This window comes from Acetobacter tropicalis (genome assembly GCF_030644465.1).
Classification (GTDB): domain Bacteria; phylum Pseudomonadota; class Alphaproteobacteria; order Acetobacterales; family Acetobacteraceae; genus Acetobacter; species Acetobacter tropicalis.
This window is the reverse complement of the sequence record NZ_JAUYUW010000001.1, coordinates 1,903,245-1,916,228: the sequence shown is the minus strand read 5'-3', so window position 1 is coordinate 1,916,228 and position 12,984 is coordinate 1,903,245. Positions and strand designations below refer to the sequence as shown.

At 52.4% G+C, this 12,984-nt stretch carries 10 protein-coding genes and 4 pseudogenes; 4 read left to right on the top strand and 10 right to left on the bottom strand.

What is annotated here, in order from left to right:
- Nucleotides 1-300 precede the first annotated feature (300 nt).
- Nucleotides 301-1,434 (top strand): type I restriction endonuclease, encoded by a 1,134-nt coding sequence (locus tag QWU00_RS08570; protein WP_150395537.1) that lies wholly within the window; start codon nucleotides 301-303, stop codon nucleotides 1,432-1,434.
- Between the two features lie 94 nt (nucleotides 1,435-1,528).
- Here QWU00_RS08570 and QWU00_RS08565 read toward each other — a convergent pair whose 3' ends face one another.
- On the bottom strand, nucleotides 1,529-1,927 hold the full coding sequence (locus QWU00_RS08565; RefSeq protein ID WP_035378267.1) for a type II toxin-antitoxin system death-on-curing family toxin: 399 nt from the start codon (nucleotides 1,925-1,927) through the stop codon (nucleotides 1,529-1,531).
- A complete protein-coding gene (locus QWU00_RS08560; RefSeq protein ID WP_035378266.1) occupies nucleotides 1,927-2,154 on the bottom strand; it encodes an AbrB/MazE/SpoVT family DNA-binding domain-containing protein in 228 nt (75 codons plus the stop codon). Before QWU00_RS08560 ends, QWU00_RS08565 begins: the two co-directional genes overlap by 1 nt.
- A 344-nt stretch (nucleotides 2,155-2,498) precedes the next feature.
- On the opposite strand from QWU00_RS08560, the gene QWU00_RS08555 reads away from it, so the two are divergent.
- Complete coding sequence (locus QWU00_RS08555; protein WP_035378264.1) at nucleotides 2,499-4,127, top strand: site-specific integrase; 1,629 nt, start codon at nucleotides 2,499-2,501, stop codon at nucleotides 4,125-4,127.
- Between the two features lie 23 nt (nucleotides 4,128-4,150).
- On the opposite strand, the pseudogene QWU00_RS08550 reads toward QWU00_RS08555, so the two are convergent.
- Nucleotides 4,151-4,357, bottom strand: a pseudogene (locus QWU00_RS08550) (transposase); the annotation flags it as partial.
- Nucleotides 4,358-4,441: 84 nt separating this feature from the next.
- Between QWU00_RS08550 and QWU00_RS08545 the strand changes: the two are divergent.
- Nucleotides 4,442-4,921, top strand: a pseudogene (locus tag QWU00_RS08545) (transposase); the annotation flags it as partial.
- 59 nt (nucleotides 4,922-4,980) lie between these two features.
- Here QWU00_RS08545 and QWU00_RS08540 read toward each other — a convergent pair.
- A protein-coding gene (locus tag QWU00_RS08540) for an IS3 family transposase (RefSeq protein ID WP_150395534.1) occupies nucleotides 4,981-6,167 on the bottom strand; the annotation gives its coding sequence in 2 pieces (ribosomal slippage) (nucleotides 4,981-5,897 and nucleotides 5,897-6,167; 1,188 coding nt in all).
- A gap of 37 nt (nucleotides 6,168-6,204) precedes the next feature.
- Here QWU00_RS08540 and QWU00_RS08535 point away from each other — a divergent pair.
- Nucleotides 6,205-6,842 (top strand): annotated as a pseudogene (locus tag QWU00_RS08535) (IS5 family transposase); the annotation flags it as partial.
- A gap of 14 nt (nucleotides 6,843-6,856) precedes the next feature.
- Here QWU00_RS08535 and QWU00_RS08530 read toward each other — a convergent pair.
- The 6 genes and pseudogenes from QWU00_RS08530 to QWU00_RS08505 all read right to left on the bottom strand — a co-directional run.
- Nucleotides 6,857-7,153 (bottom strand): annotated as a pseudogene (locus QWU00_RS08530) (LysR family transcriptional regulator); the annotation flags it as partial.
- Between the two features lie 34 nt (nucleotides 7,154-7,187).
- A complete protein-coding gene (locus tag QWU00_RS08525) occupies nucleotides 7,188-8,114 on the bottom strand; it encodes a DUF4232 domain-containing protein (protein ID WP_166443822.1) in 927 nt (308 codons plus the stop codon).
- A 261-nt stretch (nucleotides 8,115-8,375) separates the two neighbouring features.
- Entirely contained in the window at nucleotides 8,376-8,708 is a 333-nt protein-coding gene (locus QWU00_RS08520) for an acyl-CoA thioesterase (protein WP_045543692.1), read from the bottom strand.
- Between the two features lie 488 nt (nucleotides 8,709-9,196).
- Nucleotides 9,197-10,192 (bottom strand): IS481 family transposase, encoded by a 996-nt coding sequence (locus QWU00_RS08515; protein WP_304651055.1) that lies wholly within the window; start codon nucleotides 10,190-10,192, stop codon nucleotides 9,197-9,199.
- A gap of 93 nt (nucleotides 10,193-10,285) precedes the next feature.
- On the bottom strand, nucleotides 10,286-11,698 hold the full coding sequence (gene lpdA / locus QWU00_RS08510) for a dihydrolipoyl dehydrogenase (RefSeq protein ID WP_004449163.1): 1,413 nt from the start codon (nucleotides 11,696-11,698) through the stop codon (nucleotides 10,286-10,288).
- 30 nt (nucleotides 11,699-11,728) lie between these two features.
- Nucleotides 11,729-12,973: a pyruvate dehydrogenase complex dihydrolipoamide acetyltransferase gene (locus tag QWU00_RS08505; protein ID WP_150395719.1), complete on the bottom strand. Its 1,245-nt coding sequence runs from the start codon at nucleotides 12,971-12,973 to the stop codon at nucleotides 11,729-11,731.
- Nucleotides 12,974-12,984 lie beyond the last annotated feature (11 nt).

The window sequence follows — 12,984 nt, the reverse complement described above, 5'->3', positions numbered from 1 at the left end:
GGGAGGTTACTCCCCCTTGCCTGCTTGCAAACCATCGCGACACAACGTGTCCGCTGGTTTGCACGGCTGGCTTTCTATATTCCAACCTTAATGCATCCGAAGCTGCTCTTCATTTTTTCCTATCAGAAAATGTACGGATTATAGAATCAACCTCTCCCTCAGTTTCGCAAACATTCCGGAGCGATAGTAAGCAGTGTTCCAGCCATCTTTGCGTCAAACTCATAAGCACTCGTGTTTCTTTTTATTCAATCTAATGCGATAGTCGCAAACCCTTTTTTAGCCGCACTAGGATTCGAGCTTATGTCAGATGATTTTCGTCAAAAATTTAAAATCTTTTCTGAACGAATGATTAGCATATCGACACGCTGCAATAATGAAGAAGCCACCAAACTCTTTCTTGTCCTGCCTTTAATTAATTTTCTGGGCTACGACACCATGAACCCTGATGAGGTGTGTCCAGAACATAACGCAGACTTTTCTGATAAGTATAAAAATAGGGTGGACTTTGCTATCTTAAAAGAAGGAGCTCCTGTTATTGCTATTGAATGCAAGTCTCTAGGCTCTGAACTAAAAGACGATAGAGGACAACTGCGTTCTTATTTCAATGCAGCCCCCACCGTGAAAATGGGCGTCATCACTGATGGTATGGTCTACGAATTCTATGCCGATTCAGATGAACCCAATATGATGGACTCTAACGCTTTCCTTTCTTTTGATTTACATGATATCGCAAAGGGGAAGATTGAAGACTCCGTAGTAGACGGCTTAAAAAGCCTACAAAAATCGAATTTTGACCCAGAAAACATTGGCGCCGAAGCTAAAAGAAAGCTAATTTTTCAGAATCTCGTGCAAAAAATTGAAGAGTTGGCTAAAGAGCCTAGTGATGCATTTGTACGCCTTTTATTGCAGGGTATTGGCCTTAGCAACATCCGCTCGAAAGCGATGGCAGACTATATAACCTTGACCAAAAGCGCCTTTGGCGAGTTCATTAACTTAAGAATTTTACAACGCCTTGATTTACCCGCAAAAGATAAAGAGGCGGATAAACCACTAGTCGCAGCAGATGTTTCTAAAACAGAAAACGATGACAATAAAGAACAGGAAATAATACCATCAGAAACAGAAATGGAAGTCTTTGAATACACAAAGAAGAGGCTTGCTTTTCTTTCAGATACAGATGAATTATTTTCTGCTATTGATTCTATAGAATTCAAGGATTACAAGGGTAAGTTTGTTGTATTTTATGGCAAAGAACGTGCCGGTCGTTTATTCGATTTATATGAAAGCAAGGAAGTAAAATATAAATTTGATTTTGGTGAGGCAGCCGGCGGTGAAATAATAACTAATACTCTTTCCGATATAGATACTGCACTTATAAATACATTCAAGGAACGCGTTGCGGATATACTACCTAACGGTCGTAAAAAGAAATAGCTTTTACATACGCCATATCAGTTTAGCATAGTTTAAAGGGTATGCAGAAAGACAACCGCCTGTGTGCCCTTAAACTTTATGAGAAAACTGAACGTTAATGACAAACAAAGTGTTGTCGTAGCCAGACAGCAAATGCTTCCTCTTCCATACCCCCTGAAGCAAGTGTCACCATAACCTCTACCGCCTCTGGGGCATGGACCTGAATACGCACCCCATTCACTCTCAGAAACAGCACACAGCAACTCCAGGCCGTCCGCTTGTTTGCATCATTAAAAGGATGATTGCGGGCTATACCGTAAGCATAGGCTGCCGCCAAAGTAGCCATATCAGGCGCTTCACTCTCCGCATAATGCCAACGATTTTCTGGCCGCGCTAATGCACTATGCAACAAGTCTTCGCTTTTGATGCCTTGTGTGCCGCCATATTCCCTGAGTGCTTGGTCATGCATGAACAGCACCACATCTGGTTCGAGAAACTCTGGCTTCTCCGTCATTATCGCTTGGCCAGTTCCTGAAGCGCATCAGCCTGCTCTCGAAGCGTCTCACGCGCCATTTGCATCTGACGTTCCAACTTTAAATTACGCTTCACCAGCTTAATGCCATCGGCCATCTCAACAAGCGTGAGTTCCTGCCCTACTTCCAGACCCAGCCGAATACGTGTTTCAGCAGGAAGGGTAATTCCAATAGAATTTCCCTGTTTCCGCACAACAACTGTTTCCATGACACATCTCCGTAATACAATCCGTATTACATAACAGAAACTATTGGCGCTATTCAACAACGAAACACTGATAAGCAATCCGCTAGATTAAACCCTGCACCACTCTCTTGACTGCCCCACGGGTTTGCCCACAGAGTGAACCCGCAGTCACCATGTGAAGGATGATTTCATCTGAAATTATCGTTCTGTTTCAATAGGTTGTCTGATTGGTTGCGACCGAAGCGTGCGGGTTCGAGTCCCGCAGTTCGCATACCTTAATACATTGATTTTATTGAGAAAATTTGAAAGCGGTGAAGTGTAAACCCGCTTCTCCATAGTCCTTCTCCAAACTGGAGAAGTTCTCAATGCTGGCTCTCGTAGGCACCCATTACCATTTTCGGCGCGTCGTCCCCGTTGCCTTACGGCCCCTCTTCGGCAAAACTGAGTTCTGGATTTCCCTCAAAACGGGGAACAAATCAGAAGCCCGCCTCTCTGCCATGGCCCTCCATGCCCAGACGAGTGCGCTATTTAGAACGGCCCGCCTCATGACTGACCCAGCCCAGAAGAAACCCATCACCAAAGACGACCTTCTGGCCCTGTATGAAGACATCATCAAACAGCAGGAAAAGGTCATAGAAAACAGCGAACGCGCTGCCGCAGGGCAACTCAAACTTGAACGCTACCGTGCCAGCATGACCCGCTATGCAGACCTGCTCAAGACAAGAGCCTTCATCGCCTATTCTTCTGAGGCGTTGGAACGTCTGAACCAGAACATGATAAAACTACGCAAGGACATGATAACGGGCACCATGCAAGACAAGGCCAGCCTTGCCCGCAAGACCGAAGAGATAGAGCGGCTTCATGCGACCCTAGTCAAACTGTTCCAGACTGGCCCTGCCCTCTCTCAGTCTCCCGGCGCAGTGCCACCTTCCCATCAGTTGGCACCCCCTACACCGTCTCCGGCCCCAGTTCTCCCATCCTCCCCACGTCTGACAGACGCCCTTCAGACGGCTTTGTTGGCTGACAACCAGAAAAGTGAGGCCACCAAGAAAGAAACAGCCCGCACGGTAGCACTCTTTGTGCAGGCTTTTGGCGATAAGCCGGTTAAAGAAATTACCGGGCGCGTCGCTGGGGAGTTTCGAGACCTGCTTTTCTCCCTCCCGACCTCCTACGCCAAAGGCAAACAGGAGATGGATTTAAACGCTGAGGTCGAACGGGCGCAGGAGTATGACCTGCCAACCCTCAGTGGCAAGAGCGTGAAGAACCACTTTATGCGGCTCTCAGCCCTGTGGAACCAGCTTATTCGCCGTGAAATTGCAGAGAAGAACCCTTGGAGCAATTGGGATTTTGACCTGACCAAGCGAAATCCCCGCAGGGCATGGACAGACGATGAACTAGCCCTACTTTCGTCTTCACCATGGACGTGCAGCACCATCTCGCAAGCAACCTTTGCAGGCATTACACTGGTTGCTGCCTATAGCGGTATGAGGTTGGGAGAAATCTGCAACCTGCGCAATGAGGATATTCAGGAGGTTGATGGTATCCCCTGTTTCCTTATCCGCCCCCACCCCGAAGATAAATGGACACCCAAGACAGAAGCAGGCGCCCGTAACGTACCCATCCATAGTGCCTTGCTGGAATGGGGCATTCTGGACCTCAAGAACGAAGGCGAGAAATTCCTCTTCTCTGAACTGAAAACCCCCAAAAGCGGCCCACGTGGCACAGACTTTGGCCGAAATTTCTCGAAGTTTAAAACAACGATTGGCCTACCTGCTACCATCACGTTCCATAGTTTCCGTCACACAGTGTCCACACGCCTGCGCAATCAGGCTGGAGACCTGAGAGAGCTCTGGATTGATGCCCTCCTTGGTCATGAAGCCAGCCATAAAAGCCAAGGGGCCACGACCTATCTCTCAGGTATTACTACAGAAAACCTCAGGCAAACAGTGGAAGCTGTAAGCTATCCGACACTCGACTTGAGGCTAAGGCTATGACGTCTTAGAGCCCTTTTGGAAATTCACGGATGAGCGTTTCGGCGTAGCATGAGGCTTCCCATGGCGATGTGGATCATGGCCTCTGCGACGTCGATCCGCTGTTCGTAGTCCTTCACAAGGCGACGCCAGCGGATCATCCAACCGAAGGTCCGTTCAACAACCCACCGACGCGGCAGGATTTCAAACCCTTTTGCTGTCTCTGACCGCCGGATGATCTCGACGCGGAAATCTCACAGAAGGGTTGTACATCGGGTTAGATTATGAAAAAGTCTGTTTTGTACAAAAGAATTTTTCATAAGCAATAAACGAACCCGATGCAGACAGAGTGTAGCGCAGGCGCGTATGAGTTTCCAGCCTCCTGTGGACGGCGTGTTGTGGCCCGTTTTGACGGGGGTCGCATGAGTTCGGATGGGGGCGTCATTCTGGTGAAGCAGGCTGATGACATTCTGGGTCTCAGCCGCCGCTTTGCTGCCTGTTTTCGCGATGAACGGCATCCCGGCTTTGTGGAATACCGGGTTGAAGACCTAGTCCGTCAGCGGATCATGGGCCTGGCACTGGGCTATGAAGATCTCAATGATCACGATGCCCTGCGGCATGACCTGATCTTTGGTCTGGCCTCGGGCCGTCTGTCAGGAGGCCGGGCAAACTGCGCAGCATTGGCTGGCAAATCTACACTGAACCGGTTGGAGCGCAGTGGGCACAAGGCAGATCGTTACTGTCGGATCATTGCTGATCATGAGGCCCTGGCTACCCTGTTCGTCACGCTCTTCCTTGACCAGCATGAGCACGCACCAGAGGTGGTCCCGTCCGTTCGGACAGTTTTGCGGGCTTGATAAGCTATACCCGGTTGTTGTTATGCCGCCCTTCTGACGGCGTTGCTGTTGGCCATCTGGTCCGGGGTTAACCCCGGACCAGATGGCGTCGGCACGTTATGATACGCCTCATCGGGCGTTCGTCCAGCCAGCGCCGTATGCGGACGCCTTTCGTTATAATGGGCGATCCATCTGCCAAGCCCGGCCCTCAGCTCTGATCCGGTCTCGAACGCGTGCAGGTAGACGCATTCATATTTCAGCGACCGCCACAGACGCTCGATGAACACGTTGTCCAGCCATCGCCCACGCCCGTCCATACTGATGCGGATCTGACGCTCTTCCAGTATCCCGGTGAAACGGGGTGTCGTAAATTGCGACCCCTGGTCAGTATTGAAAATGTCCGGGGCGCCATAGCGCATGAGGGCATCCTGTAGCGCCTCGATACAGAACTCCACGTCCATCGTGTTCGACAGACGCCAGGACAGGACCTTGCGCGTGAACCAGTCCATGATCGCCACGAGATAGAGAAATCCCCGTTTCATGGGAATATATGTGATATCGGAACACCAGACCTGGTCAGGCCGATTGATGACCAGATCCCGTAGCAGATATGGATATTTCCGATGCTCCGGATGGGGCACGGTCGTGCGCGGCTTCTGGTAGATCGCCCGCAGGCCCATGATCGCCATGAGCCGCCGGACCCGCTTGCGGCCCACTTCATGTCCCAGGCGGCGCAGATGCCATGTCATCTGCCGTGAGCCATAATACGGCGTTTCCAGGAACTGGGCGTCGATCAGCCGCATCAGCTCCAGATTGGCTTCGCTCTGTGGCACAGGCCGATAGTAGACGCCCGACCGGTTGAGTTGCAGTAGCGTGCATTGCCGGATTATCGGCAGGCATGCTCTCTTCGGGTCAATCATCTGCCGCCTCTGATCACGCCCAACCGAGCAGAGGCATCCCGCAAAAAATCCCGTTCCACCAGCAACTGGCCGATCTTGGCGTGCAGTTTCTCTACATCAGCAGGGCTGACTGAAGGTTCCGTTACTGACTTACCAGAAAAAAGGCTTGCCATGCCTTCGATCGCCTGGCGCTTCCATTGGGCGATCATCGTCTGATGCACGCCATGTTTCGAAGCCAGTTCCGCCAGCGTCAGTTCCCCACGGATCGCCTCCAGCGCAACCCGTGACTTAAACTCTGCCGCATACCGTTTCCGCGTAACCTTGCCCATAAAACCCGTCCTCGTTCAGGCCAGATGATAGCTTATCGCCCTGTCCGAAAAATGGGGACCACCTCTGTGGCGGGCGGCGCAGCTTTTCATCCGCTGGGCGAAACTCGGCGTATGGGAACGCCTGCTCGAACTGGTTCAGGAACAACAGGGAGTGGCGTTCGGAATGACTTTTCTGGATGGTACGAACATCAGGGCTCACCACAAGGCGACGGGAGCCCAAAAAAAGGGGCCTCTTTCGAAGAGCGGGACCATCGTGAAGCACTTGGCCGCTCTCGCAGCGGCTATGGCACGAAAGTCTGCGTGATCGCTGATGGACATGGAAAAGCCTTCGGTTTTGCGCTGGCCCCCGGACAGGCTCATGAACTGCCCCTGGCACCAGCCATGCTCGACAACCTTCCCGCCATTCCCCTGTGGGTAGTGGCGGACAAGGGCTATGCGTCGAATGCCTTTCGTGAACGGATATGGGACATGGGAGCCCGGCCCGCCATTCCTGCGAAACGACGCGATGGGCCGGTCGCCTGCCCAAAATGGGCCTATCGGTGTCGACATCTTGTCTAGAACCTCTGGGCTCGCCTCAAGGAGTGGCGCGCTGTCGCAACCAGATACGAAAAAACAGCAACGTCGTTTCTCGCGGTCATCCACATCGCTGCCGCCGCAGACTGGATCAAGTGCTAACAGGCCCTAGCTGCCGGAATGACCCCAATGGCGAGCGACCCGCCAGCTACATCCTGCGCAAGGGCAGCCTCCTGGCGCAAACCATCCAAGGCGGCCAGCGTCTGGCGTGCCCACGCCAGCACGCGCTCCCCTTCCGCTGTCAGACCAAAAAACCGACGGTTTCGCTGGATGATGGTAATACCCAACTCCGCTTCCAACTGCCGAATACCCGCCGAGAGCGCAGGTTGAGAAACCCCACAGGCTTCCGCCGCGCGAGAAAAATGATGAAAGCGATCAAGCGCGAGCAGATAGGTCAGTTGCCGAAGAAACACGATTAAACCCTCACCAGAGAACCCTCTCCCTCTTCTACGGCGCAGCCTTCGCAGGGCTCAATGGTGCCTGTTCGAATTCCGCACTCTTATGGGCGGGTGCGCACACGTGAGCCTGCACAGGAACACGCGCGATCTGCCGTCCATCATCCCATTTCACCTGAAGAGCCGCAGCCGTCATACAATTATGGCTGTCATCATATACATCGCCGGAAACCCACCGCAGAGCAGTATGCACCTCACCTGCCGCCGGGAGTGTAATGGCTGCCTTACCTTGCGGCTGGCCGTTCTTTATATCCGAAGCCGTAGCGCCGTCTTTCTGACGGACAGCCGGCAAACTATTCCCTGCACTGTCCTGAAGTTCCACCACCGGATAAGCCGGAACAGAACAAGGAGTGGCCCCTACGTTCTTCAACGTGACCATCGTTCCGGAATGGGACATTCCATTAAAAGCCCCATTCTGATCATCAACAGTCAGATGTAACTCTTTTGCCTTACAAACCGGCTGACTTGCCGAGACATCAGCAGCCTTGCTTACCGGGGTCACATCAAACCGCACAACCTTAGCTGTTTGGGGGTTAAGATGGCATGCCCACGTAAATGGAACCCACTGCATGGGGTCTTTTTTCAGACTGAACTGCCCGCGTCCGGTCAGAAGGTCCGGCCCCACAAAAACCTGACTCTCAGGTTGGTCATCCTGTAGGAAAAACCGTCGCCCTGAGCCTCTTTTTTTCAATACAGCCCGCGCTGCATCCTGACACAGGAAGGTTGTCATCTTCCATACAGCACTTTGGCTTTCTATGGCTGCGCGTTCTTGACCGTTACGCACAGCATCAATACGGTTTTGAATAACACGTTTTTCCGCAGCGGAGGGAGCGACCTCTTTACTTCCCCCTTCGGTCTCTGCATACGCACTCCCGGCATAGAGAAAACCGGTGAAAAGAGCCGAGGAAAGAAGGTGCATGATCTTTTTCATGCCCCCATGCTGCCCCCAGCCTGCCTGCATTACAAGCCAAAACGCTTATATCACTATACCTTATTACCTTCCTGCCAGTAGCAAGCAGAGCTCCAGATATCGGCTGCTCCCCGGCAGAGGTGATCTTACTGCTGGACCGATGCTCCTTACTATGAGCAGTCTGTCTCGCCCCACGAAAAAACCTCTCCGGCGTTGCAGAAAACGTGCCTAAGCGTTCTGACTTATAAAAAAGAGCAGAAACGTAGGGTTTTATTTGTCAACAGCGCACGGTTTCCCGTCATCATCCAACGCTACAAAAATGAATTTTCCCTGCGTGACTTTCTGCCGGATGGCGGTGCGCCGTATTCTGCGAATTGCCTCAACCTCAATTGTCATGGATGTACGGCCAACCTTGAGAATACGGGTATAAACGTTCAATTCATCCCCCACCGCCATGGGGCGATGAAATACCAGCCCGTCTATCGCAACCGTGGCACATTTCCGCCCAGCCCTGTCTTCAGCCGTTGTGCTGGCAGCCAGATCCATATGCGCAGCAACCCATCCACCAAAGACATCTCCGGCCGCATTGGTATCCCGTCGCATCGCCACAACACGGACAGCAAGGTTATCGTCATGTACCCAGTAACTCTGCTCGCCACCATCCACTGAAAACAATCCTTCTTTTCTGCTTATCCAGAATGCAGCATGTTCCCTTCTGCTACTGGGATAATGCAACTCTTGCGACAGCATTTTATAAAATTATGGCTCTTTCACGCAGGAGTGACATCTTTCTTTCCTCACCCCACCCAATCAATCGCTTTTATCGATCAAAATAGGCAGTCGATCGGCGTGTTTTAGATTGCAATCCCCACCTTGGAAGAACCGCGAACAAGCCCCTGCACCTCATAAGCCCATGTTTTCTGGAACTTTACCTCCCTGATCATGAGAAAAATATTTCCATCGCACGCAATCAATATAATCATTTGAAAATATTATATTTATTTTAGAAAAATCCGCCTGAAATCTGTTACTCGGAAAACCCCAAGCGGCGCTTTAACCGGTATTTTCTCATCCTCCCTCTCTTGGGAGCGTTACCTGTCAGGTTGTGAGACGTCATTGGCGTAATCAAGGATTTTGTCGACCTGTTTCATGATGTCACGACCAGCCGGTTTGATATAGTCTTGATTACGTGACGCGGGATGTTTTTCAAGCCATGAGATGATGCATTGGGCGGGAGCGATGCCGCCCAGAACACGCTGCGGGCGATGATTGTAGGCGAAACAGAAGCCTCTGAGCAGAATTTCCAGATCTTCATGGTTTGAGACACAGACCTGCAGTACTTCTGTAGCGACACGGCCATTGAAGCGTTCCACCATTCCATTGGTCTGAGGGGAGTAAGCCTTGGTCCGGCGTCGGTCGATTCCCATGTCATGACAGGCTTTTTCGAAGGCGTCCGCTGTAAAGCAGGAGCCACGATCGGTCAGGATATGGGTGATCCGGAAAGGAAAGGCCGATTTGACGGCATTGAGGAAATCAACGGAATTATCCGCATTTTCCGCGTCATAAACAGCCAGGTGCACTGAACGGGAACAGCGATCGATGGCGACATACAGAAAACGTTTCCGCCGGTCCCCATCTGCTGTCTGTAATTTTGGCAGATGTTTCACATCGATATGGACATAACCGGGATCGTAATCGCGGAACTTTCCCTGTCCCCGAACTGGTCCGGCCTTTGGAACAGGAGGCAGCCTGTTCAATCCGGCGTCTTTCAGTATCCGCCAGATATTGTCCCGGTTCAGATGCGGCAGGAAATGCCGTAAGACAAAGGTCAGATCATCCAGACCAAAACCGGTAGAACGCCGAAGCTGACAGACAATGGCGCGCTCCTCCTCCGAGGCTTTCCAGGCCAGCCTCCAGGGACGGCTGCTGCGGTCCTGACAGGCGTCCGAACCACGCCTGCGCCACTTGCGGACTGTTTCATCGCTGATCCCGTAGCGTCTGGCGAGCACGGATGTCGGTTCTGACGAACGAGCTATCTCAGCCCGGACAGCCGGTGTCGTGCGTGCCTGTGGGTGGATCTGAAGCATCATTCGGTCTCCCTGCAAACGGAAGAAAACAACGAAGCATAACGCGGTATCGCCCACGCTACATCATCCCAATGACGTCTCACAACCTGACAGCTAGAAGTGAAGCGCCCCGCCATAAGCGGCCAGAACGGCTTCGTGCATGGATTCAGAAATGGTGGGATGAGGGAAAATGGTTTCCATCAGCTCGGCTTCAGTCAGCTCTGCTGTGCGGGCAATCACAAAGCCCTGGATCATTTCCGTAACTTCCGCACCAATCATATGCGCGCCCAGCAGTTCGCCTGTCTGGGCATCAAATACGGTTTTCACCATGCCTTCAGGCTCACCCATGGCAAGTGCTTTACCGTTAGCCATAAGCGGGAATTTGCCCACGCGCACCTTGTAACCAGCTTCCTTGGCACGAGCTTCTGTATACCCAACAGAAGCCACCTGAGGCCGACAGTACGTGCAGCCCGGAATTTTTGTAACATCAATAGGATGCACGGTTTTGCCAGCAATGGCTTCAACACACATAACAGCTTCATGGCTGGCTTTGTGTGCAAGCCACGGGGCTCCTGCTAGGTCACCAATAGCGTAAACACCGGGTTCACCCGTGCGGCACAGATCATCCGTGACCACATGCGTGCGGTCTACTTTGATCTTGGTGCCTTCCAGCCCGATATTTTCAACATTGCCGACAATGCCCACGGCAGAAATAACGCGGTCTACGGTAATGGTTTCCGTTTTGCCGCCTACTTCCACTGGCACAGTGACATCGTTCTTACCCTTTTTCAGCGCCCCAACCTTGGCGCTGGTGAGAACGCGCATGCCCTGTTTTTCAAATTCCTTGCGGGCCAAGGCGCTGATTTCTTCGTCTTCCACGGGCAGAATACGCGGCGCAACTTCCACCAGCGTAACTTCAGACCCCATGTTGCGATAGAAAGAGGCAAATTCCGTGCCAATAGCGCCAGACCCAATAACAAGCAGCCGTTTGGGGAGTTCATCTGGCACCAAGGCTTCCCGGTAAGACCAGACAAGTTTGCCGTCTGCTTCCAGCCCCGGCAATGCACGCGCCCGCGCACCTGTGGCCAGAATAACGTGCTTGGCGGTAAGGGTTTGTGGTGCGCCACTTTCTGGCTGCACCAGCACCTTGCGCTTGCCACCGGCAGCAACGCCGTCCAGCTTGCCAAATCCTTTAAAAACAGGAACTTTGGCTTTTTTCAGTAGGTGCTGCACACCAGATGCAAGCTGTTTGGAAACAGCACGGGAGCGTGCAACAATTGCTTTAAAATCAAAGCTTACGCCATCAGCTTTAAAGCCGTATGTGCCCAGATCATGCAGCAGATGGTTGATCTCGGAAGCACGCAGCAAAGCCTTGGTGGGAATACAACCCCAGTTCAGGCAGATGCCCCCAAGATGGTTGGCTTCCACCACTGCAACGGAAAGCTTGAGTTGTGCTGCCCGAAGTGCCGCTACATAACCGCCCGGCCCACCGCCAATAACGATGATATCAAAATCAGTCTGGCTCATAATATGCCTGATCCTCAGAAAGCCGTGCGGTTAGAGAACGAGTGAAAGCGGAGATTCAACCGCTGTGCGGAAAGCAGAAAGCCAACGCGCAGCCGCCGCACCATCCACCACACGGTGATCAACCGAGAGTGTAACGGTCATGACTGTAGCAATAGCCAGCTCATTCCCTTTTACCACAGCCTGTTTTTTACCTGCTGCAATAGCCAGAATGGCAGCCTGCGGCGGGTTAACAATGGCGGCAAAGTCTTTCACGCCGTACATCCCCATGTTGGAGATGGAGAACGTACCGCCCTGGAATTCTTCCGGCTTCAGTTTGCCAGCGCGGGCGCGGGCAATCAGATCCTTGGCTTCCTGACTGATGTCTTTCAGGCTTTTGCGGTCTGCCTGTTTGACGATAGGCGTGATCAGCCCATCATCCAGAGAAACCGCAACCGAGATATCTGCATCTTCGTGCAGGATCATGGCCTCTTCAGTGTAAGACGCGTTTACTTCCGGCACCTGCTTAAGGGCAACGGCAGAAGCCTTAATGAGCATATCGTTTACAGACAGCTTGAAGGCATCAGCCCCTTCTGCTGGAGACATGGCATTAAGCTGCGCACGCAAAGCAAGAAGTGCATCCAGTTCTACATCTATGGAGACATAGAAGTGCGGAATGGTGGCTTTGGATTCACTCAGGCGGCGCGCAATAACCTTACGCATAGTGGTGTGCGGCACCGCACTGCTGCCACCAGATGCGGGCAAGGCAGAAGCCACCTGCCCTGCACTTGGGGCTTTGTTAAGAGCGGCTTCCACATCCCGTTTAACAATGCGGCCATTGGGGCCTGTGCCTTGAATGGCTGCCAGATCAATACTCTTCTGGCGTGCAATACGCCGCGCCAGTGGAGATGCCACAACCCGGCCAACAGGCTTATCTGCCCGCTGTGCAGGTGCGGCCTGTGCTGCTACTGGTGCAGAAGCAACAGGTTGCGGCACAGGGGCTGGCTCAGCAGACGCCGCGTTTTTAGGCGTGTCGATGTTATCTGGCACTGCCTCACCTTCTTCCACCAGAATGGCGATAGGTGTGTTGACCGCAACACCTTCTGCGCCTTCCTGAACAAGGATGCGGCCCAGAATACCTTCCTCAATGGCTTCTACTTCCATTGTGGCTTTGTCGGTTTCAATCTCGGCCAGAACGTCACCGCTGTTTACGGTGTCCCCTTCCTTTTTCAGCCAGCGGGCCAGTTTGCCCTCTGTCATGGTAGGAGAAAGGGCGGGCATTAAAATTTCAGTCGCCATCTGTCATTCCC